Origin of the sequence: Chryseobacterium defluvii, assembly GCF_003634775.1 — a bacterium.
Lineage (GTDB): Bacteria > Bacteroidota > Bacteroidia > Flavobacteriales > Weeksellaceae > Chryseobacterium > Chryseobacterium defluvii.
Genome location: NZ_RBXB01000001.1, coordinates 1,351,512 through 1,376,305, shown reverse-complemented (window position 1 = coordinate 1,376,305; position 24,794 = coordinate 1,351,512). Strand labels below are relative to the sequence as shown.

At 36.0% G+C, this 24,794-nt stretch carries 26 protein-coding genes; 12 read left to right on the top strand and 14 right to left on the bottom strand.

Translation table 11 applies throughout. The features are described from left to right. Window positions 1-51 precede the first annotated feature (51 nt). From BCF58_RS06430 to atpB, 10 genes are all read right to left on the bottom strand, one after another. The gene (locus BCF58_RS06430) at window positions 52-1,908 is read right to left on the bottom strand and encodes a T9SS type A sorting domain-containing protein (RefSeq protein WP_147462038.1); all 1,857 of its coding nucleotides are present in this window, start codon (window positions 1,906-1,908) and stop codon (window positions 52-54) included. Between the two features lie 141 nt (window positions 1,909-2,049). Beyond that, the gene (locus BCF58_RS06425) at window positions 2,050-2,355 is read right to left on the bottom strand and encodes an ATP-dependent Clp protease adaptor ClpS (protein ID WP_121460929.1); all 306 of its coding nucleotides are present in this window, start codon (window positions 2,353-2,355) and stop codon (window positions 2,050-2,052) included. An 11-nt stretch (window positions 2,356-2,366) separates the two neighbouring features. Next, entirely contained in the window at window positions 2,367-3,725 is a 1,359-nt protein-coding gene (locus BCF58_RS06420; RefSeq protein WP_121460928.1) for a hemolysin family protein, read from the bottom strand. 103 nt (window positions 3,726-3,828) lie between these two features. Next, the gene (gene atpG / locus BCF58_RS06415; RefSeq protein ID WP_121460927.1) at window positions 3,829-4,689 is read right to left on the bottom strand and encodes an ATP synthase F1 subunit gamma; all 861 of its coding nucleotides are present in this window, start codon (window positions 4,687-4,689) and stop codon (window positions 3,829-3,831) included. Between the two features lie 86 nt (window positions 4,690-4,775). Continuing rightward, entirely contained in the window at window positions 4,776-6,353 is a 1,578-nt protein-coding gene (gene atpA, locus BCF58_RS06410) for a F0F1 ATP synthase subunit alpha (protein ID WP_121460926.1), read from the bottom strand. Between the two features lie 36 nt (window positions 6,354-6,389). Then, window positions 6,390-6,863, bottom strand: a complete 474-nt coding sequence (locus tag BCF58_RS06405; RefSeq protein ID WP_121460925.1) for a hypothetical protein — start codon at window positions 6,861-6,863, stop codon at window positions 6,390-6,392. 1 nt (window position 6,864) lies between these two features. Further along, window positions 6,865-7,404, bottom strand: a complete 540-nt coding sequence (gene atpH, locus BCF58_RS06400; RefSeq protein WP_121460924.1) for an ATP synthase F1 subunit delta — start codon at window positions 7,402-7,404, stop codon at window positions 6,865-6,867. A gap of 2 nt (window positions 7,405-7,406) precedes the next feature. Further along, a complete protein-coding gene (locus BCF58_RS06395; protein ID WP_121460923.1) occupies window positions 7,407-7,901 on the bottom strand; it encodes a F0F1 ATP synthase subunit B in 495 nt (164 codons plus the stop codon). A 100-nt stretch (window positions 7,902-8,001) separates the two neighbouring features. Further along, a complete protein-coding gene (locus tag BCF58_RS06390; protein WP_007844726.1) occupies window positions 8,002-8,220 on the bottom strand; it encodes an ATP synthase F0 subunit C in 219 nt (72 codons plus the stop codon). Between the two features lie 55 nt (window positions 8,221-8,275). Continuing rightward, window positions 8,276-9,397 carry a F0F1 ATP synthase subunit A gene (atpB, locus tag BCF58_RS06385; protein ID WP_121460922.1) on the bottom strand — a complete coding sequence of 374 codons (1,122 nt, stop codon included), beginning with the start codon at window positions 9,395-9,397 and terminating at the stop codon, window positions 8,276-8,278. 456 nt (window positions 9,398-9,853) lie between these two features. Between atpB and ffh the strand changes: the two genes are divergently transcribed. Next, window positions 9,854-11,215: a signal recognition particle protein gene (ffh, locus tag BCF58_RS06375; protein WP_121460920.1), complete on the top strand. Its 1,362-nt coding sequence runs from the start codon at window positions 9,854-9,856 to the stop codon at window positions 11,213-11,215. A gap of 139 nt (window positions 11,216-11,354) precedes the next feature. Here ffh and BCF58_RS06370 read toward each other — a convergent pair whose 3' ends face one another. The 3 genes from BCF58_RS06370 to BCF58_RS06360 form a co-directional block, all read right to left on the bottom strand. Continuing rightward, window positions 11,355-12,017: an outer membrane beta-barrel protein gene (locus BCF58_RS06370; protein ID WP_121460919.1), complete on the bottom strand. Its 663-nt coding sequence runs from the start codon at window positions 12,015-12,017 to the stop codon at window positions 11,355-11,357. A 211-nt stretch (window positions 12,018-12,228) separates the two neighbouring features. Beyond that, on the bottom strand, window positions 12,229-12,732 hold the full coding sequence (locus BCF58_RS06365) for a hypothetical protein (protein ID WP_121460918.1): 504 nt from the start codon (window positions 12,730-12,732) through the stop codon (window positions 12,229-12,231). An 83-nt stretch (window positions 12,733-12,815) separates the two neighbouring features. Continuing rightward, entirely contained in the window at window positions 12,816-13,775 is a 960-nt protein-coding gene (locus tag BCF58_RS06360; protein WP_121460917.1) for a PhoH family protein, read from the bottom strand. Window positions 13,776-13,903: 128 nt separating this feature from the next. Here BCF58_RS06360 and BCF58_RS06355 point away from each other — a divergent pair, with 128 nt between their 5' ends. From BCF58_RS06355 to BCF58_RS06325, 7 genes are all read left to right on the top strand, one after another. After that, window positions 13,904-14,731, top strand: a complete 828-nt coding sequence (locus BCF58_RS06355; protein ID WP_121460916.1) for an SAM hydrolase/SAM-dependent halogenase family protein — start codon at window positions 13,904-13,906, stop codon at window positions 14,729-14,731. A 63-nt stretch (window positions 14,732-14,794) separates the two neighbouring features. Further along, entirely contained in the window at window positions 14,795-16,111 is a 1,317-nt protein-coding gene (locus tag BCF58_RS06350) for a dihydrolipoamide acetyltransferase family protein (protein WP_121460915.1), read from the top strand. Window positions 16,112-16,337: 226 nt separating this feature from the next. Further along, window positions 16,338-17,702: a chloride channel protein gene (locus BCF58_RS06345; protein ID WP_121460914.1), complete on the top strand. Its 1,365-nt coding sequence runs from the start codon at window positions 16,338-16,340 to the stop codon at window positions 17,700-17,702. Window positions 17,703-17,838: 136 nt separating this feature from the next. Next, window positions 17,839-18,180, top strand: a complete 342-nt coding sequence (gene rpsF / locus BCF58_RS06340; protein ID WP_121460913.1) for a 30S ribosomal protein S6 — start codon at window positions 17,839-17,841, stop codon at window positions 18,178-18,180. A 31-nt stretch (window positions 18,181-18,211) separates the two neighbouring features. After that, window positions 18,212-18,514 (top strand): 30S ribosomal protein S18, encoded by a 303-nt coding sequence (rpsR, locus tag BCF58_RS06335; RefSeq protein ID WP_002979091.1) that lies wholly within the window; start codon window positions 18,212-18,214, stop codon window positions 18,512-18,514. 180 nt (window positions 18,515-18,694) lie between these two features. Beyond that, window positions 18,695-19,195: a 50S ribosomal protein L9 gene (gene rplI, locus BCF58_RS06330; RefSeq protein ID WP_121460912.1), complete on the top strand. Its 501-nt coding sequence runs from the start codon at window positions 18,695-18,697 to the stop codon at window positions 19,193-19,195. A 146-nt stretch (window positions 19,196-19,341) separates the two neighbouring features. Further along, on the top strand, window positions 19,342-20,703 hold the full coding sequence (locus BCF58_RS06325; RefSeq protein ID WP_121460911.1) for an aldehyde dehydrogenase: 1,362 nt from the start codon (window positions 19,342-19,344) through the stop codon (window positions 20,701-20,703). Between the two features lie 32 nt (window positions 20,704-20,735). On the opposite strand, the gene BCF58_RS06320 is transcribed toward BCF58_RS06325, so the two are convergent. Continuing rightward, complete coding sequence (locus BCF58_RS06320; RefSeq protein WP_121460910.1) at window positions 20,736-21,305, bottom strand: thioredoxin family protein; 570 nt, start codon at window positions 21,303-21,305, stop codon at window positions 20,736-20,738. 80 nt (window positions 21,306-21,385) lie between these two features. Between BCF58_RS06320 and BCF58_RS06315 the strand changes: the two genes are divergently transcribed. From BCF58_RS06315 to BCF58_RS06300, 4 genes are all read left to right on the top strand, one after another. Continuing rightward, window positions 21,386-22,270: a lysophospholipid acyltransferase family protein gene (locus BCF58_RS06315; protein ID WP_121460909.1), complete on the top strand. Its 885-nt coding sequence runs from the start codon at window positions 21,386-21,388 to the stop codon at window positions 22,268-22,270. 4 nt (window positions 22,271-22,274) lie between these two features. Beyond that, entirely contained in the window at window positions 22,275-23,243 is a 969-nt protein-coding gene (locus tag BCF58_RS06310; protein WP_121461068.1) for a glycosyltransferase family 2 protein, read from the top strand. Window positions 23,244-23,471: 228 nt separating this feature from the next. Then, the gene (locus BCF58_RS06305) at window positions 23,472-24,302 is read left to right on the top strand and encodes a helix-turn-helix domain-containing protein (RefSeq protein WP_121460908.1); all 831 of its coding nucleotides are present in this window, start codon (window positions 23,472-23,474) and stop codon (window positions 24,300-24,302) included. Window positions 24,303-24,362: 60 nt separating this feature from the next. Next, the gene (locus BCF58_RS06300) at window positions 24,363-24,767 is read left to right on the top strand and encodes a hypothetical protein (RefSeq protein WP_121460907.1); all 405 of its coding nucleotides are present in this window, start codon (window positions 24,363-24,365) and stop codon (window positions 24,765-24,767) included. Window positions 24,768-24,794 lie beyond the last annotated feature (27 nt).

The following is a 24,794-nucleotide window of genomic DNA, read 5'->3' as shown; positions in this document are numbered from 1 at the left end:
CAAAAAATCCGGCGCTGAAACACCGGATTTTGAATTAAAAATTGTTATATCTTATTTTTTTACAAATTTACTGGATACATTGATTCCTTTGATAGACAGAATGTAATTTCCTGTCGGAAGATTAGAAACATTGACTGTATTTTTACCTTTACCTATCATAGTTTCTAATACTTTTCTACCTTCCATATTATAGATTTCCACTTTTTCTTCTTTGATGATCTTCACAGAAACATTCAGTACATCTGAAACAGGATTCGGATAGATGGCAATAAGATCTTTTTTAGAAGTTTCATTTACGCTTAATTCACAGTTATAAGCAGGCAAAACATACCCTGTATTGGTAAACTCCTGGGTAATGATTGTAATATCGCCACATGTAAACCCGAATTGCCCAAGCATATCAATAGCCGCCTGCCTGAAAGCAATAGCAGCATTTTGCTGATTGGTACTGGAGTTTGTGAGGGCTAAACCTTCCAGGAATGCCCTGTCTGTTTTTTCTCTTCCGATCTGGTTGTATATCCTCATCAGAGCAGATGCCCAGATTTGTCCATCCGTATGAATACTTCCCGTAAGTCCACCGGGATATGTTGCTGTATAATTAGTGATTCTCCCTGCCCAGAAAGGATTGTGTCCATCCCAGTTAAACATCCAGTGATAAGCAGCATCGGAAGATTGCCATTGATTTAAACTTCTACTATAAGATTGCGCCCAGTAGTCCCCACATCCTTCACTTAGTCCATTGACCTGAGATAAGCTTCCATTGGTTAGCCAGTGATGAATTCCATGTCCCAATTCATGCAAAACAACATCTGCGTCTTCTGCATCATCCACACCTCCTTCACCAAATGCCAAAATTTGGGTGGATCCAACATAATGTGAGTTATCAGTTCCATTAAAACCATGGGGATCAAATCTTAGAACACCTCCGTTTTGTGTTGGCTTACAAAGAATTCCTAATGTAGCATTAATGTATCTTAAATTATTGTCAAGATGCCAATACGCATTCACGGCTTCAAACCCGTCATCACTTCTGTTAAACAGGAACTGATTGCTTGCCTGAGTAAACAACCCTTTGGCCGGAGCCTCAAGCTCTGCAATTTCTACATAGGTTCCTTTCAGTTTATAAACGCCTGCTGCCAATTCCAATTCAGGGATCGTAACCAACGTTCTTGCAGCATCCAGGCTTGCATTAGTAGCATCACTTCCGTCTACATATTGACCGGCATAAGCCACCTGCATTTTAGAAAGAGGATCAGGATTGAAAATATACCCTGAACCTGTTGCTAAAGCTGTCTTCTTGATTTCTGTTACTTGTTTACTTTTTTTTCCGGTTTTTTTTTCGTGATCATTATCATTATGCTTGAAAGAAACATCTTTCACACTGATTACCTCTCCGGTCTGAGCATCAATAATTGTTTCCCAATCTCCCGGATTCTCGAAGGAATTTGTTATTACACGATATACCAGTTTAGTATCGCCCTGATCTGTAACATATACAAACAATTTACTTTCTTCGTGTGTAGTATCTCCTTTAGAATTAGAAGCTTTATGGGCTTTTTTCAAGGCTTCTGAAGAAGAAAATGACGGGACTGTACTGATTTCTTTTACTTCTTTTTTAAGACTTTCCGCTCCTGTATAGGTAATCCTGCCTTCCTTATTGAAGTGAATTACAATCTCAGATTGGAATACAGGTACATCTTTAATCATTTGCTGGAAACGAAGTGTTTCTCCTGAGTTTCCTTTTCTTACAAAATTTAATTTAAGTTCGCTGAAGCTTTGAATTCCCAGGTTTCGTGAGTTTTCACTGATCCATTTTTGGGCCGGAGCTTCTAAAGAAGATTCCTGAGCAAAAAGGCCTGAACATGAGAGAACAGCCCCCAGAATCAAAGAGTTAATTTTTAATTTCATATAATGTTTTTCAATAATGTATAAGCTAATATATAAAAAGATTGCGGAAGTAATCTTTTTTTTTCCAGTTTTTAACAAAAAAGACCAGATGTATTGAAGATTTTAAAAATAAGAGGCTCTGACAATGTCAGAGCCTCTTATTTATACGATTTCGCTTGTTAATTCTCTTGAAAGCAGTTTTTCATGCATGGGCTTCAGCAAGTCCATAGAGCCCGTTTTTACCGTGCATTTGCCTTTGTAATGAACTAAAATAGTGCATTGCTCAGCCTGATCCCACGTATGTTTACAAATTTCTATCAGACAATCGATCACATAATCAAATGTATGAACTTCGTCATTATGCAGGATCAATTTATACACTTCATCCGTATCATCCAAAACCAGCACTTCTTCTTCATACTGTCGTTTCGGATCTTCATAATCTTTTACGTTATTATAATGAAACATTTTTTTGATATTTAAACTTCTCCGATTTTATCGGCAAGATCATTGACAATATTAGGCTCTTCGTGTATCAGTTCCACCAGCTCCACGCTTTTATTATTCATCTTCAGAATTTTGAAGTGATAATTGGCAAGGTCAAACTCCTGATTTTCTTCAGGTATATCTTCTAATTCATGAAGAATAAAACCGGCTAAGGTATTGTATTCACTTTCTTCGGAAAGAGGTAACTTTTTAGGTAAAAACTCATTGATCTCATCCAAAGGTTGTGTTGCCTGTACCCAGTAAGTATTATCGGCTATTTTATCCACCAATTTATCTTCATCATCCTCTTCATCCTGAATTTCCCCCACTAACTCCTCAAGAATGTCTTCTAGCGTAATAATTCCTTCTGTACCTCCGAATTCATCAATAACGATAGCCAAATGCTGCTTCTTTTGCTGAAAGATCTTCAATAGGTCTGATATTTTTTTACTTCCTACAACAAAGAACGATTCACGCATCAGATCCTTCAAATCATCGTGATTAAGCTCACCTTTTCTCTTGATAAATTCTCTTATGATCTCTTTTGTATAGAAAACACCAATAATATTATCAATGGAATTGTGGTAAACAGGAATTCTTGAATAACCGCTATCCATAATTTTATCGATAATTGCATTGATGTCATCTTCAATATCGATAGAAGTGATATTTTGTCGGGGAACCATGATCTGTTTTGCAGAATGATCTGTAAAATCAAATGCATTTTTAATGATCTCATAATTCTCTTCTTCAATCTCTCCGCTGTCTGCACTTTGCTTTACCAGCAATTGCAATTCTTCTGTGGAATGAATTTCCTGTTCAGAAGCCGGATGTATTTTAACCAACCTCAAAAAAGAATTTGACATTGAGTTCATCAACCAGATGAAAGGTTTAAAAATGGTATAGAAAACCCTTAGTGGGACCGCAGTAGCCATAGTTGTAGATTCTGCCTTTCTTATGGCTATCGATTTCGGGATCAATTCACCAAAAACAATATGCATTACTGTAATAATCAAGAAACTGATGACCAAAGAAATAGTAGTTACCGTTGATTCGCTAAAATTCATATTTAGCGAATGGAACAGATTATCAATAAGATGATGCATTGCACTTTCCCCAACCCAACCTAAGGCAAGAGAAGCCAATGTAATTCCTAACTGTGTGGCAGAGAGGTATTCATCCAGATGTTTGATGATGTGTTCTGCCTGTTTCGCCATAGAATTTCCTTCTGCGGCCTTTAATTGGATTTGTGAGTAACGAACTTTAACAATGGAAAATTCTGCGGCTACGAAAAAGCCATTGAGTAATACAAGAAATAAGGCTAACAGTAGCCTGACTATGTCCGAGTCCATTTAAAAATTATATAAATTTATTGTACAAAGATATACAAAATAAAAATAACAAAAAAAGCACCGGGGGATCGGTGCTTTATAATATTTTGTTAAATATCCTTTACTAGTTTTTCAAGGCTTCCGCTCCTGAAACGATTTCCAATATTTCGTTTGTAATAGCTGCCTGTCTTGCTTTGTTGTAGAAGATTACAAGTTCGTTCTTCAAAGCCTGGGCGTTATCCGTTGCTTTATGCATTGCCGTCATTCTCGCTCCATGCTCAGATGCTACTGAATCTAATATAGCTTTGAAAACCTGAGTTTTGATAGATTTCGGAATCAAATTATCCAGGATTTCACTTCTGGTTGGTTCAAAAATATAATCTGTTTCTACTTGATTTTCTGCATTTTCGGGCATTGAAATCGGAAGAAGTTTTTCTGTATTTACCACCTGGGTAGCTGCATTAACGAATTTATTGTAAATTAAATATACTTCGTCAAATTTGCCTTCTCTGAAGCTGCTCATTACTCCTTCGGTAACATTAGAAACAACATCGAAGTTCAGATTATCATACACGGCACTTGAATTTCCATACACGCTACGGCTTCTTCTTACCGCATCATACACTTTTTTACCAATGGTAAGAACTTCTGCCTCATACTGAGAGTTGTTCTGAAACTGGTTATTAAGCTCTTTTACGATAGAAGAGTTGAAAGCACCTGCCAAACCTCTGTTGGAAGTAATAGCAATAAAAAGAACTCTTTTTACAGCCCTTTTTTGAGCATAAATAGAAACCTGATCAGGATCTGAACTAGAATTTACATTCTGGATGATCTCCTGCAATTTTTCAGAATAAGGTCTTAACATTACGATGGCATCCTGTGCTTTTTTCAGTTTCGCAGCGGAAACCATTTTCATAGCACTGGTAATTTGCATCGTAGATGAAATTGAACTGATTCTTCCTCGTATTTCTTTTAAGTTTGCCATATTGGGGTTAGTTGTTGGTTGTCGGTTGTTGGTTGCTAGTTTTAGAAAATTCTGTCAACTATCAACCAAAAACCATCAACTAATTTTTAGTTATATTTAGAAGCTAAATCGTTAGCCGCTTGCTTAAGAACACCTGTAATGTTATCATCGATTTTCCCGGCTTTGATTGCAGCCATTGTTTCAGGATGCTTAGATCTTAGGAATTCAACATATTCTTTCTGGAATTCTTTTACTTTATTGATAGGAACATTTCTTAATAAGTTCTCTGTTCCCGCATAGATCATAGCAACCTGGCTGTCTACCGGAAGTGGAGAGTTAACCGGCTGCTTAAGAAGCTCCACGTTTCTTTCCCCTTTAGAGATTACTGCTAGCGTAGCAGCATCAAGGTCAGAACCGAATTTAGCAAACGCTTCTAATTCTTTATACTGAGCCTGGTCAAGCTTTAATGTACCGGAAACCTTTTTCATTGACTTGATCTGAGCATTACCTCCTACCCTTGATACGGAGATCCCTACGTTGATCGCCGGACGAACCCCTGAGTTGAATAAATCAGACTCCAAGAAGATCTGTCCGTCTGTAATAGAAATTACGTTGGTTGGGATATATGCAGAAACGTCACCTGCCTGAGTTTCAATAATTGGAAGTGCGGTTAATGAACCACCTCCTTTTACTAATGGCTTCAAAGATTCTGGTAAATCATTCATCTGTCTGGCGATCTCATCATCAGCGATAATTTTCGCAGCTCTTTCCAATAATCTTGAGTGAAGGTAGAAAACGTCTCCAGGATAAGCTTCACGTCCCGGTGGTCTTCTCAATAGAAGAGAAAGCTCACGGTAAGCAACAGCTTGTTTAGACAAATCATCATACACGATAAGCGCTGGTCTACCTGTATCTCTGAAGAACTCACCGATCGCAGCACCTGCCATTGCAGAATATACCTGCATTGGAACCGGATCCGAAGCATTAGCAGCAACAATCACAGTATAAGCTAAAGCACCTTTATCAGAAAGGGTTTTAACGATCTGAGCTACTGTAGAAGCTTTCTGCCCGATTGCTACATATATACAATATACAGGCTGCCCTGCATCATAAAATTCTTTTTGGTTGATGATCGTATCAATCGCAACAGTAGTCTTACCTGTTTGTCTGTCACCAATGATAAGCTCTCTTTGTCCTCTTCCTACAGGAATCATAGAGTCGATGGCAACGATACCTGATTGTAACGGCTCGTTTACAGGTTGTCTATAGATAACTCCAGGAGCTTTTCTTTCCAATGGCATTTCATATAAATCCCCAGTAATAGGACCTTTACCATCGATAGGGTTACCAAGAGTATCTACTACTCTTCCTAGCATACCTTCTCCTACTTTGATAGAAGAGATTCTGTTTGTTCTTCTTACCGTGTCTCCTTCTTTTACTAATTTACTTTCGCCAAGTAGAGCAACACCTACGTTGTCTTCTTCAAGGTTAAGTACAATACCTTCTACATCACTAGAAAATTTCACCAACTCTCCGTATTGTACGTTTTCTAACCCGTATACACGAGCAATACCATCACCGATGGTTAAAACTGTACCTACTTCCTCAACGTTAGATTGAGTATCGAAGTTGGCCAATTGCTGTTTTAAGATCGCAGATACTTCTGCCGGATTTATTTCTGCCATTGTATGGTTGTTTTTTTCTTATTTAAATAATTTTTTTTATCCTCCTATTCTGATATTTACTCCATTTCGTGGTCTACTATCAGCCGGAGCATTATTAATGATTACTGTTGTATCAGTATCTTCAAAATTTTTGTTATATCTGTCTTTAAATGTTTTCACATTTGATAGATTAACCTGACAATTTTTAGGATCTAAAACTCCTTCTTCAATCATATTAGCAATGAATCCTTTTCTAAAATTCATCGCAGTCGGTAGAGCTGTTATAATCTCATCAGAACCTGTAAACTGAATTTTAAAATACCCTTCTCCTCTTTTGTTCTCTGCAACATCTATATAGAAAATCTTATCTCCATTTAAAGAATAAAATGTATTATGTGAAGTCATATCTTTAGAAGTATACTTCATACATTTATTCTTATCAATAAACACATGATCATCTTTAAACTTAATATCCTGTGAAGACATAAAGCTATACGCCGCTAAGGAACAAATAAGAAGTGCTTTTTTCATTTTAGTTTAATTGAAAATCTTTTTTAACCTGATTAAGTTTGGTTTTTACAGATGCGTCTATCTGCTGGTCTCCTACCCTTAGAATATATCCTCCCAAAATCTCAGGCTTAATGTTTACCTTCAAATCAAAATTTGAGCTCACATTGACCAGGTTTGAAGATCTTAAAATTTCCTCAATATTTGCATTGGAAAGCTGAGTTGCCGTAGTAAGCACAGCTCTCTGTACTCCATTGATATCCTCTACTTTATTGATGTATTCCTGAGCAATATTCTTAAGCTGGCTTTCTCTTCCCTGTCTGATCACCAATCTGATCAAATTCTGAGAAGAAAGAGATAAACTTTTGAAAATCTCGTTTGCCACTTCTATTTTCTTTTTAGCATCAATGTAAGGTGTCAGGAAAAACTTGTTTAAATCCTCAGATACAGACATGATTTTCGCCACATCCTTCATTTCAGAAAACACGGTAGCTGTTTGCCCTGATTCATTGGTAAAATCAAGCAAACCTTGTGCGTATCTTTTAGCTACTTTAGATGTAAGCATTCTTAGTTAAGGTTAGATTTGTTTAAATAATTTTGAACTAATTCGTCTTGAGCTTCGTTATTATCCAACTTCTGTTTCAAGATAGATTCAGCAATGTTTACAGATAAAGTACCGATTTGAGTTTTGATATCTGCCATCGCTGCATTTTTCTCAGCCTGAATTGTTTGTTTAGCAGCTTCGATCATCTTATCTCCTTCTGTTTTTGCTGCATCTTTAGCTTCACCTACAATTCTGTCTTTGATTTCTCTTGCTTCTTTAAGGATAGCATCTCTTTCAATTTTAGCCTCACGAATGATTCTTTCGTTATCAGCTTTAAGATCTTCCATTTCTTTTTTAGCCAATTTAGCTTGATTTAACGCGTCAACAATAGAAGCTTCTCTTTCATTTACGGCATTAACAATTGGTTTCCAAGCGAATTTTGCCAAAAGAAACAATAGGATAACAAAAGTAAGCGTCATCCAAAACAAAAGTCCAATTCCAGGTTCAATAATTCCCATATCTGTAAATTCTTTTTTAAATGTTATTTATGGATTGTTTTTTTAAAATTCTTAGCAGCAGCCAACCGCTTCACTGCTAAGAATATTTTTTTGAGGATAATTACTTGATGAAAGCACCAAAGATAATCGCGATAAGACCAGCACCTTCAATAAGACCAGCAGCAATAAGCATTGCTCCTTGAATCTTACCAGCTTGTTCCGGTTGTCTAGCGATAGCATCCATTGCATGCCCACCGATTTTACCAATACCAAGACCTACTCCTAGTACTGCTAAACCGATACCTACGTAAATTAATCCTGCTCCAGTTGATAAATCCATAATAAATAAATTATATTAGTTAAAAATTATTTTAAATTTTGTTTTCCAATTTTAATTAGTGAGCATGTTCTTCATGACCATGATCGTGATCCGCTACTGCAATACCAATGAATAGTGCTGATAATACAGTAAAGATATAAGCCTGTAGTGCTGCTACTAATAACTCCAATACAGATACAAACAATGCTAATGGCACAGATGCAAATCCTAAGAATGGAGACTTGAAGATAAAGATTAGTGAAATAATCGCCAAGATCATAATGTGCCCCGCTGTTACGTTAGCGAAAAGTCGCATCATCAACGCAAACGGCTTTGTAAAGATTCCGATGATCTCGATTGGAACCATGATTGGGTACAACAAAATCGGAACCGGCGGCATGAAGATATGCTTCCAATAATCTTTATTAGCACTAAATAAAGTGATTAATAATGTAATAATTGCTAATACGGCAGTAATTGCAATATTACCGGTAAGGTTTGCGCCTCCAGGGAAGAAAGGAATCAACCCGAAAAGGTTATTAAACCAGATAAAGAAAAATGCGGTTAACAGATAAGGCATATATCTTTTGTATTTCACTGATCCAATGTTGGGAATAGCTACTTCATCTCTGATGAATACGATTACCGGCTCCATAACTTTACCCATTCCTTTTGGAACCGGAGACTTCTTATAGCTTCTCGCCATTCCTATGAACACTATTGCCATAAAAATCACTGACAAGAACATGGAAGCTGCATTTTTTGTTATAGAAAGATCAAAGAATACTTCGTTTGATTTTTGCTTTCCGCTAATGATAGAGAACAATGTTGCTTTTTCAATCCCTTTAGTAGAAACCACCTGTCCATGCTCTAAAGTATAACCATCATGCTCATGTCCATGAGCAATACTGCTGGAAAGGAAAGTATGCCATCCTGTCTGGTCTTTAATAATTACCGGCAATGGAATAGAAACATGATGTTCTTCACCCTTATCATCTTTTGTAGTCCATAAATGCCATTCGTTTGAATCACCAATGTGTTCCATGATCATTTTGGTCGCATTGAAACCTTCTTCCGCTTCTTTATGCTCTACTTTTTCAGCTGACTTTTCACCTTCAGATTCATGCTGTGCAGCAGCAAAACTACTGATGAACACAAATAAAAATGCGAAAAATAATGAAGAAATCTTTCTGTTCATATCTCTTTTTTAATCGTGTGCAAATATATCGATTTTATTAAACTTTACCAATATTAAAAATTGATTTTTATCATCAAAAAAATCAGGATTTGTTAAGGTCTTTTATTATAGGTAAATATATAAGAAAGGAAGCTATAATAAAACATATGACAATAAAGAGAAAGCCTTCTCGGGTTTTATCAATAATTAACAAAGAAACAATCAGCCATATAATATCTTTAAAAATATTTACAGTCAGAAATTTCATTCCTGCATTTGGTTTACCATACATATATTTTTTAAATACCATATAAACTATAGCATTAAAAAGCAGTATTAAAAGCACGACAATGAAGCTATCTAAAAAATTCATATTGCAAAAATAGAACTATAATTTATAAACAAAACAAATCTGAATCATAGTGTATCATATATATGTCAAAAAATCCTTATTTTTGCAAACTATAATTTATAAATATGTTTAATAGTTTACAGGATAAATTAGACAAAGCACTTCATAATATTTCCGGTAGAGGGAAAATTACGGAGATCAATGTGGCAGAAACCGTAAAGGAAATCCGCAGGGCATTGGTGGATGCCGATGTTAACTATAAAGTTGCCAAAGATCTTACAAAAAGGGTTCAGGATAAAGCATTAGGACAAAATGTTCTTACTTCGCTTACTCCGGGGCAGTTGATGACCAAAATCGTTCATGATGAATTAGTGGATTTAATGGGAGGTTCTCAGGAAGGAATCAATCTTTCAGGGAAACCATCTGTAATTCTGATTGCGGGTCTTCAGGGTTCAGGTAAGACTACTTTCTCAGGAAAACTTGCTAATTATTTAAAAACGAAAAGAAATAAAAAACCTCTTTTGGTTGCTTGTGACGTATACCGTCCGGCTGCTATCGACCAGCTAAAAGTTTTAGGTGGACAGATCGGGGTTCCAGTTTTCACGGAAGAAGGTTCTACAAATCCTTCTACTATTGCTGAAAACGCAATTAATTTTGCAAAATCAAACGGTCATGATGTAGTTATTGTCGATACTGCAGGTCGTTTAGCAATTGATGAGCAGATGATGAACGAAATTAAATCCGTTCATTATTTCATTAAGCCTGACGAAACGCTATTCGTTGTTGACTCCATGACAGGTCAGGATGCTGTAAACACAGCAAAAGCATTCAATGATGCTTTAAATTTTGACGGGGTTGTTTTAACGAAATTAGATGGTGATACGCGAGGGGGTGCTGCCTTAACGATCCGTTCCGTAGTTGAAAAGCCAATCAAATTTATTTCTACAGGTGAAAAAATGGAAGCTTTAGATCTTTTCTACCCTGAAAGGATGGCTGACAGAATTTTAGGAATGGGAGACGTTGTCTCCTTAGTAGAAAGAGCACAGGAACAATTTGACGAAGAGGAAGCTAAAAAACTTCATAAAAAGATTGCCAAAAATGAATTTGGTTTTGATGATTTCTTAAAGCAAATCAACCAAATCAAAAAAATGGGTAATATGAAAGATTTAATGGGAATGATTCCGGGGGTAGGAAAAGCCATTAAAGATGTAGAGATTAGTGATGATGCATTCAAACACATCGAAGCCATTATCTATTCAATGACTCCGGATGAGAGAAGAAGACCTTCTATTATCAATATGCAGAGAAAACAAAGAATTGCCAAGGGAGCAGGAAGAAAAATCGAAGATGTGAACCAATTGATGAAGCAGTTCGACCAAATGGGTAAAATGATGAAGATGATGCAAGGGCCTCAGGGAAAACAAATGATGCAGATGATGAGCAAAATGCCGAATATGCCTGGAATGGGTGGAATGTTTGGAAAATAAAATCTTCAGAAATTATACTATACAATCCGGCTCTTTCGAGCCGGATTTTTTGTTTGCAATTCGCCAGGTAACCCAGATTTTATTGCAAACAAAAAGCCCCGAGTAAACTCAGGGCTTCTATTTTTTTATGCTTCGTTAATTATTTAGCGAAAACATATTTAACACCGATAGATACTGATGATAAGTTCATACCGAATTTGTAGTTGTTTACGCTTTTAGCTCCATCAACGTCTAATTTAGAAGTGTTATATCCAAATTCACCGATAGTAGCTTCGATAGTCCAGTTTTTGTTTAAGAAATAATCTAAACCTGGCTTCACGTTAACTCCTACAGAAGTGTAGTTTGCTTCATTAGAAGTAGATGTAGTTGTAACAGTTCCTCCTACGTTAGAAGTTGAAGTAGACTCTTCTTCAAATTTACCGAATTCCATAGGAACTTCCAATTGACCGAAGATATATAATTTATCACCTAAAGTCCAGTATTTTCTTACAAAAGGAGCTACTACAAAAGCAGACTGAGTCCCTTTGTTCTCAGAAGTTACCACTGCAGAACCAATTGTATTGGTTGTAGATACTGTTACTTTATCATTAACATATCCTACACCTGTACCAATAGCTAAGTTAGGAGCAACAAAGAAACCTACAGTAGGAACAATTCTGAAGCTTTCTACTTTAGAATCATTATTATTGTTTTCCTCCTGAGAATATCCCAATTGTCCAGAAACATAAACAGTTCCTTTAGAAATTTGTGCGTTTGCTAAACCGAAAAGTGCAACTGCACTCGCTAATAATAACTTTTTCATTTTAAAAAATTTTAATACTTTCTGGGGCAAATTTACACTGGTCCCCTGTAATATTAAAATTTGTTAATGTGATTAATATCATTCGCTATTTTTAGGATTTTTCAACAATAAATCCTATTAAATATAAAGTTTTGTTTTTTTCACAATATTTTGAATAAAAAAACTCCAATTTTTCAATTGGAGCTTCAAAAATATTTCTTTTTAATATCCTTTATTTCAGGTAAAAATTATATCCGATATTTACAGCACCTACCGTCCAGCTTACTGAACCCCATCCGTATCCATAGTTACGTTTGTTCGTAATGCTTTGATATCCTAAATACAATTCACCGTTAGACATTTGGTATCCGAATTTAGGCTGAGCATAGAACCCACCGTCTATATCACTGTGAGTAGAAATTGCATATCCTAAATCTAACCCTACAAAAATAGGAGCTCCGGAAAACTTATACTTTCCAGAAGCAGCTACAGGAATAAATCCGAAATCATCAAAGTTATCTTCACCGAAAAAGTGTGAATAACCTGTTGCAACCCCAAGATCCAATCCTTTTGTGATATTCCACATATAAGCCCCATCGATCCCCAGAGTGAATGATGCAGCATCGCTTGCATCTGCTACGGGAACCCCGATATGACCTCCTAATTTAAAACCTTCCTGCGCCTGAGCTATACCTCCTAAAAGCGCAAAAGCACCCAGTAATAATAGTTTTTTCATTGTATAATAGTTTAAAATTGATGACATTTCAAATTTAATGATTATTTCTTATTAATTGCAAATAAGATCACTGCCATTAATTTTTAATCGTTTCTCAATCGTTTCTCTTCGTCATTATAGGCAAGAATAATTTTCTTCACCACAGGATGACGTACCACATCTTCTTCCGTAAGATGTACGAAACCAATTTCTTTTACATTCTTTAAAATCCGCATCGCTTCTTTTAAGCCGGATTGCTGTTTAGGAGGCAAATCAACCTGGCTTGGATCCCCTGTAATAATAAATTTCGCATTCATTCCCATTCTGGTAAGAAACATTTTCATTTGAGAATGAGTGGTATTCTGGGCTTCATCAAGGATTACAAAGGCTTCATCCAGCGTTCTTCCCCTCATAAAAGCCAAAGGAGCAACCTCTATCACTTTCTTTTCCATAAAGCCTTCCAGCTTCTCATGAGGAATCATATCGCGAAGAGCATCATATAAGGGTTGTAAATATGGATCCAGCTTTTCTTTAAGGTCACCCGGTAAAAATCCTAAGCTCTCTCCTGCTTCCACAGCCGGCCTTGTCAAAATAATCCTTTTAACTTCCTTATCCCTTAAAGCTCTTGCAGCCAATGCCACACTGGTATACGTTTTTCCGGTTCCTGCAGGTCCTATGGCAAAAACCATATCCTTTTTCTCCGTTTCTTTGACAAGCTTTTTAAGATTCGTGGTTTTAGCCTTGATCACTTTGCCATTCACTCCTTTCACAATAATATCCTGATCAAAGACTAATTGTTTTTCATTCTCATCCTTTATATTGAGAATATTTTCAACATCTTTGAGTTCGATAGCATTATTTTTAGAAATAAAGCTTACAATATCATCCAGTTTCTGTTTAAGTATATCCAAAGCCTCCTGATTCCCCATCGCGAAAATATAATGATCGCGCCCAGTAATTTTAAGAGTTGGAAAGCTTGATTTTATTAAGTTAAAATATTGGTTATTTACCCCATAGAAGCTTTTTGCATCAATTCCTTCTAAATCATATGTTATTTCAAACATGCAGATATTTTTTATTTAGATTTTAAATTTAAAGTTTTTTTTCAAATTTATCTTAAATTGTTATCCACAATCTTTCGGGCTTTGTGTTATTTTTAGATAAATTTGCAATTCTATTATTCTATAGCTACATGTCAATTATCACCCTTACTTCAGATTTCGGAAATTTAGATTACAGAGTTCCTGCTGTAAAAGGCAAAATTCTTTCTCTGAACCCTGAAGTTAATATTATTGATATAACCCACGATATTCAGTCCTATAATCTTATACAGACATCCTATATCGTAAGGAATGCATACAAACACTTTCCGAAAGGCACCATTCATATCCTTTCTGTAGACAGTTTTTTCCATAAATCCAGGAAAAACATCCTGTATAAGGCAGACGGTTCTTATTTTCTGGCGGCGGACAACGGGTTATTAAGCCTTATTTTTTTCGATATAAAACCTGAAGCGATTTATGAAATCACCTTAAACAACAGATTCGATGATGTGGTTAATTTTACTTCAACAGATGTTTTCGCTCCCGTAGCGGTACATTTGGCCAACGGTGGGCTACCGGAAGTTATCGGAAGGAAAATAAAATCATCAAAACAGCTTCTTTTCCCGAAACCTGTTTATAATGAGTCTGAAAAGATGATTATTGGTGAAGTCATGTACATTGATAATTTCGGAAATATAATTTCAAATATCAGCAAAGATTTATATGAAAATATAGCTAAAGGATTTGAAAATTTCACGATTAAATTCAGAAACCTATCCCTTTCAAAGATATTTTCAAGCCATAGTGAAGTGGTTTCCGACTGGGAAAGAGAAACAGAATTTCATGGGCAGTCAGCTGCAATATTCAATGACAGTCAACTTTTGGAGCTCACCATCTATAAGGGAAGCAAAAAAAACGGGGCAAAAACTTTGTTCGGATTAAATGTAGGTGAGAATATTTATATCGAATTTTCCTAAAATTATATTTTCCCTAAAAAAACCGATTTTTTTTATATATTTGTCAAAATCTAAAAAATAAAAATGGCAGAGTACAAATTATTGCTTCCTTCCATGGGAGAAGGGGTTATGGAAGCTACAATTATCACTTGGTTATTCAATGAGGGTGATACTGTTAAGGAAGACGATTCCGTAGTAGAAATTGCAACAGATAAGGTTGATTCAGATGTTCCGACACCGGTTTCGGGGAAAATCGTAAAGATCTTAAAACAGAAAGACGAGGTTGCGAAAGTTGGTGAAGCCATTGCTATTTTAGAAATTGAAGGTGAAGGAGGAAATACAGCTTCTGAAGAAGTAAAAACCGAAATTCCCGCTGCAACTCCGGATGCAGAAACATTAAAAACAATTGAACAGCCTTTACAGGTAGCTGCTTCAACAGAATTTTCAGGAGACCTTTACTTATCTCCACTTGTAAAATCAATCGCACAACAGGAAAATATTTCTGAAGCTGAACTGAAAACCATTAAAGGAAGCGGTTTAGATGGAAGAATAACAAAAGAAGATATTTTAGGATATGTTGCTAACAGAGGAAACCAGCCTCAGACAGCTCAACAAGCTGTCCCAGTACAGGCAACTTCTGTTCCACAACCGGTTGCAACATCTGCTCCGGCTACTACAGTTCCGGTAGCTGCCGGTGATGAGATCATTCCAATGGACAGAATGAGAAAGATCATCGCTGAGAACATGGTAAAAGCAAAACAAATTGCTCCTCACGTTACCTCATTCATCGAAACAGACGTTACCAATGTAGTAAAATGGAGAAATAAAAACAAAACGGCTTTCGAAAAACGTGAAGGGGAAAAACTGACTTTCATGCCGATTTTCGTAAGAGCGGTAGTAAAAGCTATCCAGGATTTCCCAATGATCAATGTTTCCGTAAATGGTGAAAACATCATCAAGAAGAAAAACATCAACATTGGTATGGCAACAGCTTTACCGGACGGAAACCTTATTGTTCCTGTAATCAAGAATGCTGATCAGCTATCACTTTCAGGCTTAGCAAAAGCAATCAATGATCTTGCCTACAGAGCTAGAAATAAAAAATTAAGACCTGAAGATACTCAGGGAGCAACTTATACTATTTCTAACGTGGGAAGTTTCGGAAATTTAATGGGAACTCCTATTATTCCTCAACCTCAGGTAGCTATCTTAGCGATCGGAGCTATCGTGAAAAAACCAGCAGTTCTTGAAACACCGGATGGTGACGTAATTGCGATCAGAAACTTAATGTTCATGTCTCATTCTTACGATCACAGAGTGGTAGACGGATCTTTAGGCGGAATGATGCTGAAGCATGTTCATGATTACCTTGAAAACTGGGATTTGAACACAGAAATTTAAAAATAAATGATTATTGATAAGCCATAAATGATACTCATACTGCTTATCAAAGCATCTCAAAATACAAAACCTTCGGATTTTCCGGAGGTTTTTTTGTTGAAGTCTCTGTAAAAAAATATGATACTTTTATACATACAACAGGCCTATAATTATCAATATCAGAATTTTCACAGAGTATTCATCTCTAAAATTTTCATTTTAATAAATAATAATCTAAATTTGGAGTATGCTCAAAATTTTGATCCACATCCGTAAAGGCCTCAAAAAATCTTTTGACAATATCCGAAATGAACGTCTGAAACACAACCTGCTTCAGGCTATCCCGTTTTGGATAGGATCTGTAATTACAGGTTTTTTTGCTGTAATGTATGCCAAAATATTTGCATGGGGAGAAAAGCTTTTACATCTCATCCTTGATTGGCACGACTGGATGATCTTTATTATTGCCCCTATTGGTTTTGTCATTTCATGGTGGCTGGTGAAGGAATTTGCTCCCAATGCCAAAGGAAGTGGGATTCCGCAGGTAATGGCAGCCGTAGAACTGGCTAATCCTAAAGAGCATACACTCATCAGAAGCTTTTTAAGCCTCAAGATCATTGTTTTTAAAATTCTGTCCTCTGTCGTTCTTGTTATTGGTGGTGGCGCAGTCGGAAGAGAAGGTCCTACCATACAGATTGCGGGTTCGGTATTCCGGAAGGTTAACGAATATCTTCCTGATTGGTGGCCGAAAATTTCTAAAAAAAACATGATCATGACGGGCGCTGCAGCTGGTCTTGCAGCAGCTTTCAATACCCCGCTCGGAGGAATTGTTTTTGCTGTTGAAGAACTCTCCAAAACCCATATTAATTATTTTAAAACAGCGCTTTTTACAGCGGTGATCATAGCTGGTTTAACGGCACAGACATTAGCGGGATCATATTTATACCTCGGTTACCCGAAAACCAATGATGTTTCGTTGATGGTGATGTTTCCTATTATTCTCGTTGCAGGAGTTGCCGGTATTTTAGCGAGCCAGCTCTCCGTAAGCATGCTTGCCATGACCGACTGGAAAAAAAGAAAATTAAAAACCGAAAGAGCCAACGTTTTATTCCTTATTTTCAGTGCGCTTATTATTGCATCCATCGCTTATTTTATCAACCGGGAAATTCTGGGCTCAGGAAAAGAGATCATGGAACGGGTGCTTTTCACCTCCGATAAACATGAAGACTGGTACGTTCCTATTTTAAGAATGTTGGGTCCTGCCCTGTCCTTTACTTCAGGAGGAGCCGGGGGAATCTTCGCTCCTGCTCTTACAGCGGGGGCAAGCATTGGTTCCGTAATTTCCGGAGCTATTCATTTAACCCCCAATGAAACCAATGTTGTCATCTTAGCAGGGATGGTTGCATTTCTTACAGGAATCACCCGAGCTCCGTTTACATCTGCTATTATTGTTCTTGAAATGACAGACAGACATTCTTTAATATTCCATCTGATGTTGGCAGGTATGGTCTCCTCCATTGCCTCCATTTTAATAAGCCGTCATTCTCTGTATGATGTGCTGAAAGTAAATTTCCTTGCTGAAATCAGAAGTAGTAAGGAAGCTGGAAGTTAATAAAATTGAATTTTCTGCATTGCTATTCACAATTGAGCATTGATTTTCCCACAAATTATTCTTGTTTCTTATTGTGTATTATAAATTAAATTTTTACCTTTGCACCTCGAAATAATTAACAAATTTATTTAACATTATGAACAATTACGAAACTGTTTTCATTTTAACTCCCGTTCTATCTGATGCACAGGTGGAGGAAGCAGTGAACAAGTATGTAGATCTTTTAAAAGAAAAGAACTGCGAAATCGTTGCTAAAGAAAACTGGGGATTAAAAAAATTAGCTTATCCGATCCAATTGAAAAAGAACGGATTCTACACTTTGATCGAGTTTAAAGGTGAAGGTACTATCGTTGCTGATCTGGAATTAGCTTTCAAACGTGACGAAAGAGTAATCCGTTACCTTACTACAAAACTTGACAAGCACGCTGTTGAGTATGCTGTAACTAGAAGAACTAAAGTAAAAGCAGCTAAAGCTTAATTATTAACCCAATTTATTAAACAGACAAGACATGGCAATAGATGAAATGGCTAAACAAGCCTCAGCTGGAGGAGAATCAGAAGTAAAATTCCTTACTCCACTTGATATCAATACAAAATCTGAAAAGAAATATTGTAGATTCAAAAAATACGGAATCAAGCACGTAGATTATAAAGATGCTGATTTCTTATTACAATTTGTAAACGAACAAGGTAAAATCTTACCAAGAAGATACACCGGAACTTCTTTAAAATACCAAAGAAAAGTTTCTGCTGCTATCAAAAGAGCAAGACACCTTGCTTTACTACCATACGTAGCTGACTTATTAAAATAAGATATAAAGAAACAAGAAGAAAGAGAAAGGATTCCGGTCTTTTTCTCTTTTTTTAAGTTGCTGAATAAATAATTAATTCTAACGATTTTTAGATTAAAGGAAAGAAATAATTTTTAAGACATCCGTCTTTTTTCTTTTTTCTTTGTTCTTTTCTCTAAAACTAAAAAACGGACAACAACAATGGAAATTATTCTAAAAAAAGACGTAGAAAACTTAGGGCTTGAGTTTGATACAGTAAACGTAAAGCCAGGGTATGCTAGAAACTTCTTAATCCCTCAAGGGTTTGCACTTTTAGCTACACCTAAAAACAAAGCTGCCTTAGAAGCTACATTAGAAGCTAGAAAAGAAGAAGAAGCTAAATTAGTTGCTGCTGCTAACGCTGTAGTGGAGCAATTAAAGAAAACTTCTATCACTATTCCTGCAAAAGTAGGTTCTGGTGACAAATTATTCGGATCTATCAACAATGCAGATCTTGCTGCAGCTCTTGAAAAAGCTGGAGTTTCTGTAGACAAGAAATATATCAAAATTCCTGGAAGCACAATCAAAAGAACAGGTAAATTCTCTGCTCTTGTTAGACTTCACAGAAATGTTGAGTACAACTATGAGTTTGATATCGTTTCTGATGCTCCGGTTGAAGCAGCTCCTGCTAAAAAGGAAGAAGCTAAATCTGAAGAAGCTTAATCAACAGACGAGATTTTCTCACCATACAAAACCACTTCAATGGAAGTGGTTTTTTTTTATTTATAATTAATATCGGATTGGTAAGTTTATTGATTCTCTATCACAATAGCGTCATCAATTTATTCGTTACTCATTAAAGATTGAATATGGAAATCCAGGAAATTCTATTGCAGCAAAGGACATTTTTCAAAACACAAAAAACCAGAAATATCAAATTCAGGAAAATGTACCTTGAAAAATTAAAAGATCTGATCCTTCAAAATAAAAGCCTGCTGTTTGAAGCCATATACAAAGATTTCGGAAAATCTGAATTTGACACTACCATTACAGAAATTTCATTCCTGCTGAACGATATTGATTATTATCTGAAAAATATCAGCCGGCTTTCAAAGCCTGAAAAAGTAAGAACCAATCTGGCCAATCAGATCGGGAAAAGTAAGATCTACTCCGATCCATTGGGCTGTATTCTTGTAATCGGTGCCTGGAATTATCCATACCAGCTATCCCTCTCTCCTATTATTGCCGCTTTAGCTGCTGGAAACTGCTGTATTCTAAAACCCAGTGAAATTGCTCCTTATACCTCACAGGCTATGGCTCAACTCATCAATGAAAACTTTCCTCCGGAATATGTGTATGCGTATGAAGGCGGGATTAAGGAAACAACAGAGCTTCTGAAGGTAAGATTTGATAAAATCTTCTTCACCGGAAGCACGAAAGTAGGCAAAATAGTCTATAAAGCGGCAGCAGAGCATCTTACCCCCGTGACATTAGAACTGGGTGGAAAATCACCTGTTATTGTTACCGGTAATGCCAATCTGGAAACTGCAGCGAAAAGAATTGTCTGGGGAAAGTTCCTAAACGCCGGACAAACATGCGTAGCTCCGGACTATCTTCTAGTACAGGAATCCGTAAAAGAACAGTTTCTTGAAATGCTGAGAAATTATATCCGGGAATTCAGATATGAAGAAGGCTCGGAACAATATACCCGGATTATTAACCAAAATAATTTTCATCGCCTTATCCAGCTTATTGATCAGGAAAAAGTATATTTCGGAGGAAGCTCTAACGAAGAAAAGCTTTATATAGAACCTACCATTTTATCCCCTGTTAGCTGGGATGACAACATTATGCAGGATGAGATTTTCGGCCCTCTTTTACCTGTAATTTCTTTCAATAATTTCAATATCGCTCTTACTCATATTAATGAGCTTGAAAAACCACTTTCGGCTTATTTATTCAGCAATGACCAGGAAGAAAAAGATGCTTTTATCCAAAAGTTTTCTTTTGGCGGGGGATGCATCAATGATGTAGTGATGCATTTAGGAAATGAAAATCTTCCTTTTGGCGGAGTGGGAAATTCCGGAATGGGAAGCTATCACGGAAAATACGGTTTTGAAACTTTTTCACATCGTAAAGCCATTTTAGAGAAAGCCACCTGGGGTGAGCCTCATATAAAATATCCGCCTTACTCAGAAAAGAAGCTCAAATGGATCAAAAAGCTGCTTTAAATAAAAAAACCGGGACAATTTCCCGGTTATGTTTATGATTTTGGAGTCCAGCTGTTGAAAAATTCTCTTACTTTTTCCAGGCTATATCCTTTTCCTTCTTCCAGCACATCACTCTGCTGTACATGGATCATCTTTCCTTCTTTATCCAGAACAATAAATACTGGATAACCGAATTTTTCACCCGGGTTACCATATTGGGCAAAAACCTTTTCATTTTTATTATCGGGCGAATAGTTAAGATGGTAATACAGGTAATTGCCGTCTACAATCTCTTTTAATTCGGGAGTAGTTTGTACATACTGATTGAAACGAAGACACCATATACACCAGTTTCCACCCGCCTGGATCATAATATTCTTATTTTCTTTCTTCGCCTTTGCAATCAGCTGATCAATATCTTTCTGTGCATCAGCTTTCGGATCATAAGGCTTAGGAAGCTTAGCTTTCTCCTCAGCAGCTTTTTTCTTTGCATCAAGTTCGGCCTGATCCGGCTTTACCAAAAGGGCTTTTTCTCCTGAATTTCGTTCGGGAGTATTTTTAATTTCCTGTGAAAAAGCAATTGTGCTTAAAGACAGGAACGCGAATAGTGACAATTTTTTCATACTTTAAAAATAAAAAAAATAATACTTAACATCAGCAAAAATAAAACCATAATCATATTATCACTAAATTTGTACGTTTTATGAATTTTCTGATCAAAATACTATACCTGATATCCAAACTGCCGCTCAAAATATTATATATTTTCTCGGACATTATTTTCTTTCTGAACCATTATATTGTAGGGTACAGAAAAAAAGTGATCACTGAAAATATAAAAAACTCTTTTCCCCATAAATCCGAAGAGGAAATAAAGGAAATCCGAAAAAAGTTTTACCTCAATTTCTCCGATTACCTGGTAGAAACCGTAAAATCGTTCAGTATTTCCGAGACCGAATCCAGGGTGAGGATGCAGCATATCAATCAGGACTTATTTCATGAAGCCAAAAAAGAAGGAAAAAACATTATTCTTTTAGCCGGGCATGTTTTCAATTGGGAATGGATCAATGCATTGGCCAAAATCGTTCCTCAGCAACATTGCCATCCGGTTTACAGGAAGGTAAACAGTGAATTCTGGGAAAATCAGATGAAAAAGGTCCGTAATAAATTCGGAAATGAAGCCCTGGAAGCCAATGAAGTCATCCTCAATATTTTCAGATCTAAAAATGACGGGAATTCTGCTTACATGTTTGTGGCAGATCAAACCCCACACTTTGCCCATATTACTTACGGGCTCGAGTTTTTAAACCAGAAAACGCCTGTTTTTACAGGATATGACCGTCTTGCTACAAAAATGGATCTTATCTTTATTTATTGCGAAATGAAGAAGGTAAAACGAGGTTTCTATCAGGTCAATTACCATAGAATTTATCCGGATGGAGAAAAGTTCACCAAGCATGAAGTGGTGAAAAAATTCCATAAAATGCTGGAAAACACTCTTCATAAGCATCCTGACAATTATCTTTGGTCTCATAGAAAATGGAAATATCAGAATGCTATCAAAGATTTTGATTCTGAAAAGGTATAAGTACATGACTGAAAGATTAGCAATTGTCATATTAAACTGGAATGGTAAAAACTGGCTTGAAAAATTTTTGCCAAGCGTAATCCGTTTTTCTGAAAAAGCAAGCGTATATGTTATTGACAACTTGTCTACAGACGATTCCGTAAATTTTTTACAGACTCATTTTCCGGATGTAAAGATTGTTATCAATGAACAGAATTACGGTTTTGCAGGCGGCTATAATGAAGGGTTACAAAAGATAGACGCAACATATTACTGTTTACTGAACTCTGATGTGGAAGTCACGGAAAACTGGATTGGCCCCGTTTTGGAATTGTTTGAAAAAGACCCTGAGATTTCAGCGATACAGCCAAAAGTTTTATCTTACCATACTAAAAATTTCTTTGAATTTGCAGGAGCCGCAGGCGGTTTGATCGATAATCTGGGATATCCGTACTGCAGAGGCCGGATTTTTGATGACGTAGAAGAAGATAAGGGACAATATGATGATGAAACAGAGATTTTCTGGGCTTCAGGTTGCTGCTTATTCATCCGTTCTGAAGATTTTTGGAAGCAGAATGGCTTTGATGCAAGGTTTTTTGCCCATCAGGAAGAAATAGATCTTTGCTGGCGGTTAATCAACTCCGGAAAGAAAATATACTATACAGGAAAATCTAAAATTTATCATGTGGGTGGAGGCACTCTACATAAACAGAATCCTCAAAAAACTTATTTAAATATCAGGAATAACCTTTCTATGATGTTGAAAAACCTGCCTTTTCCAAAACTGATCTGGCTATTGTTTTTCAGGCTTTGCCTGGACGGGCTCGCCGGGATTTATTTCGGATTTAAAAATGGCCTTCCACATCTTTGGGCGGTGGTAAGGGCACATTTTGGGTTTTATGGGCAGGCTGCGGCAACCTGGAAGCTTCGCCAACCCTATCAAAAAAAACAATTCTATCAGTCAAAATGGCTGATTTTCAAACATTTTCTTTAATCCAAAGATTATAAAAGTACTTTTATTCTAAACTATAGAGTTTAGAAGCATGTCTCTTATTATTTTTTACGTGTTATCACTGTTCATATTGTTACTTTTTTTATTGATGGGATATGAAATTTGTTATTTAACAATAAAATATCCATGAAAAAATTAAAATAAATAATAAAAATTTTATATTTACACCATAATAATAATTAATTTTTATTTAAAATAATCTAATAATAAATGTATACAATAACAGATCAGTTAAAGGATATAGGATTCAGTATCAATCCATTAGATTATATTATAAAAAGAAACAATGGTAATAGGCAATTTAATACGTCAAATTATTTCTGTATACTCATCGTCTTACAAGACCTAGATGTATTAGTCGAGAACGTTTTTCACACGATAAAAGCAGGTAATATCGTTTTTATCGGCCCCCATAAAAATATTATATTCGGTGAAAGAAAAGGTCCTGAAATATACATTATTGCCTTTTCTTCATGTTTTTATGAAAGATCTACAAAAGACAGCTTATTTCTGAATTCGCAGCTATTTTTTAATTATAATTCCGACATATTTGTTGCTCCTTTTCTTAATAAAGATGAAAAGAAGGTGGTTCTGATGGAAAGAATGGAAAACTATCAATTAAAAGATAAAAACCTTTATGTAGCTGCCGCTCACAATGCCATTGAAAGGCTAATGCTGGACGCCTTCCTGCATATTCCTGCCGAGGAAACAAAAAAAGACTATAATTTCGAATACCTTTATTACGTCAATAAATTTAAAATCCTGCTGCAAAGGGATTATAAAAAGGCAAAGAAAGTATCTTATTACGCAAGCGAACTCAATATAACATCAAGGAAACTGACGGAAATGACGGAATATATTTCCGGAAAGACAGCCAAACAGATTATTATTGAAAAACTTATTAATGAGTTTGAAAAAGCCATTAATTTCTCAAACCATACTATTTCCGAAATATCATATGAACTGGGTTTCAGTGATGAAGGGAATTTCAGCAACTTTATAAAAAAACATGCTGGAAAATATCCCTCTGAAATGAAATAAGTTTAGAAAAATATTGTATATTTACCTAAGTAACCATTTGGTGAAAAATCTTAGGGATATATGCTTACCAGATTTTTAATCATCCCGTTCATGCTTGCTTTTGCCGTAGCTTTCGCACAGGCAGCTGATCGTTTGCAATTAAATCTCCGCCTGTATCCCGTACAAACACTTTCCATTGGCAATACAGAATCCAACTCTGTTGAGAAGGAAATACCAACACCCGACTATCTTGTAGTCTCAAGCGTTTCCGGATTTCAGGTTCATGTAAAACGTGAAATGTATACCCACAGAGATAATAAGGTTAAAAAAAATCATGATTCCATGGAGTACTATCTCATTGACAACCCGAAAGGAGTCATGCATAAAAAATATATAATAAATCAAAATATAGAAAATATAATAAAAAAAACAGGAAGTCCAGTTGCTGAAAATGAACTTTTAGTCTTTACTATTATTTCAAAATAATAGTCGGTTTATGACAAAAATCATCAT

What these genes read in the sequence shown, in the direction of transcription:
- BCF58_RS06430 (WP_147462038.1), bottom strand. Translation starts at nt 1,908, where the DNA reads ATGAAATTAAAAATTAACTCTTTGATTCTGGGGGCTGTTCTCTCATGT.
- BCF58_RS06425 (WP_121460929.1), bottom strand. Translation starts at nt 2,355, where the DNA reads ATGTTTCATTATAATAACGTAAAAGATTATGAAGATCCGAAACGACAG.
- BCF58_RS06420 (WP_121460928.1), bottom strand. Translation starts at nt 3,725, where the DNA reads ATGGACTCGGACATAGTCAGGCTACTGTTAGCCTTATTTCTTGTATTA.
- atpG (WP_121460927.1), bottom strand. Translation starts at nt 4,689, where the DNA reads ATGGCAAACTTAAAAGAAATACGAGGAAGAATCAGTTCAATTTCATCT.
- atpA (WP_121460926.1), bottom strand. Translation starts at nt 6,353, where the DNA reads ATGGCAGAAATAAATCCGGCAGAAGTATCTGCGATCTTAAAACAGCAA.
- BCF58_RS06405 (WP_121460925.1), bottom strand. Translation starts at nt 6,863, where the DNA reads ATGAAAAAAGCACTTCTTATTTGTTCCTTAGCGGCGTATAGCTTTATG.
- atpH (WP_121460924.1), bottom strand. Translation starts at nt 7,404, where the DNA reads ATGCTTACATCTAAAGTAGCTAAAAGATACGCACAAGGTTTGCTTGAT.
- BCF58_RS06395 (WP_121460923.1), bottom strand. Translation starts at nt 7,901, where the DNA reads ATGGGAATTATTGAACCTGGAATTGGACTTTTGTTTTGGATGACGCTT.
- BCF58_RS06390 (WP_007844726.1), bottom strand. Translation starts at nt 8,220, where the DNA reads ATGGATTTATCAACTGGAGCAGGATTAATTTACGTAGGTATCGGTTTA.
- atpB (WP_121460922.1), bottom strand. Translation starts at nt 9,397, where the DNA reads ATGAACAGAAAGATTTCTTCATTATTTTTCGCATTTTTATTTGTGTTC.
- ffh (WP_121460920.1), top strand. Translation starts at nt 9,854, where the DNA reads ATGTTTAATAGTTTACAGGATAAATTAGACAAAGCACTTCATAATATT.
- BCF58_RS06370 (WP_121460919.1), bottom strand. Translation starts at nt 12,017, where the DNA reads ATGAAAAAGTTATTATTAGCGAGTGCAGTTGCACTTTTCGGTTTAGCA.
- BCF58_RS06365 (WP_121460918.1), bottom strand. Translation starts at nt 12,732, where the DNA reads ATGAAAAAACTATTATTACTGGGTGCTTTTGCGCTTTTAGGAGGTATA.
- BCF58_RS06360 (WP_121460917.1), bottom strand. Translation starts at nt 13,775, where the DNA reads ATGTTTGAAATAACATATGATTTAGAAGGAATTGATGCAAAAAGCTTC.
- BCF58_RS06355 (WP_121460916.1), top strand. Translation starts at nt 13,904, where the DNA reads ATGTCAATTATCACCCTTACTTCAGATTTCGGAAATTTAGATTACAGA.
- BCF58_RS06350 (WP_121460915.1), top strand. Translation starts at nt 14,795, where the DNA reads ATGGCAGAGTACAAATTATTGCTTCCTTCCATGGGAGAAGGGGTTATG.
- BCF58_RS06345 (WP_121460914.1), top strand. Translation starts at nt 16,338, where the DNA reads ATGCTCAAAATTTTGATCCACATCCGTAAAGGCCTCAAAAAATCTTTT.
- rpsF (WP_121460913.1), top strand. Translation starts at nt 17,839, where the DNA reads ATGAACAATTACGAAACTGTTTTCATTTTAACTCCCGTTCTATCTGAT.
- rpsR (WP_002979091.1), top strand. Translation starts at nt 18,212, where the DNA reads ATGGCAATAGATGAAATGGCTAAACAAGCCTCAGCTGGAGGAGAATCA.
- rplI (WP_121460912.1), top strand. Translation starts at nt 18,695, where the DNA reads ATGGAAATTATTCTAAAAAAAGACGTAGAAAACTTAGGGCTTGAGTTT.
- BCF58_RS06325 (WP_121460911.1), top strand. Translation starts at nt 19,342, where the DNA reads ATGGAAATCCAGGAAATTCTATTGCAGCAAAGGACATTTTTCAAAACA.
- BCF58_RS06320 (WP_121460910.1), bottom strand. Translation starts at nt 21,305, where the DNA reads ATGAAAAAATTGTCACTATTCGCGTTCCTGTCTTTAAGCACAATTGCT.
- BCF58_RS06315 (WP_121460909.1), top strand. Translation starts at nt 21,386, where the DNA reads ATGAATTTTCTGATCAAAATACTATACCTGATATCCAAACTGCCGCTC.
- BCF58_RS06310 (WP_121461068.1), top strand. Translation starts at nt 22,275, where the DNA reads ATGACTGAAAGATTAGCAATTGTCATATTAAACTGGAATGGTAAAAAC.
- BCF58_RS06305 (WP_121460908.1), top strand. Translation starts at nt 23,472, where the DNA reads ATGTATACAATAACAGATCAGTTAAAGGATATAGGATTCAGTATCAAT.
- BCF58_RS06300 (WP_121460907.1), top strand. Translation starts at nt 24,363, where the DNA reads ATGCTTACCAGATTTTTAATCATCCCGTTCATGCTTGCTTTTGCCGTA.